Annotated in this window: 1 protein-coding gene; it reads left to right on the top strand. The window is 59.8% G+C overall.

Features of this window, described 5'->3' with window-relative positions:
* Nucleotides 1-276: chorismate-binding protein (locus HBA93_RS20995; protein ID WP_221724558.1), on the top strand; the 276-nt coding region annotated here is incomplete at both ends.

The following is a 276-nucleotide window of genomic DNA, read 5'->3' as shown; positions in this document are numbered from 1 at the left end:
GATCTCTATGAACACCGGCTGGTGATTGAGGATATTGCCGCCCATCTGCAACCGGTTTGCGATGTGCTGGACGTGCCACAGCGCCCTTCCCTGATCAGCACTGCCGCGCTCTGGCATCTTTCAACACGCATTCACGGCACCGTTGCCGATCCGTCCCTGACAGCCTTGCAGCTTGCCTGCCTGCTGCATCCCACACCGGCGGCTTGCGGTTATCCGACCGAGCGTGCCAGACGGCTGATCCATTTTATCGAGCCTTTCGAGCGGCGCTTTTTCACC

This window comes from Ochrobactrum sp. SFR4 (assembly GCF_019730395.1).
In the GTDB taxonomy this organism is placed as follows: Bacteria; Pseudomonadota; Alphaproteobacteria; order Rhizobiales; family Rhizobiaceae; genus Pseudochrobactrum.
This window is presented reverse-complemented; position numbering and strand designations above follow the sequence as displayed.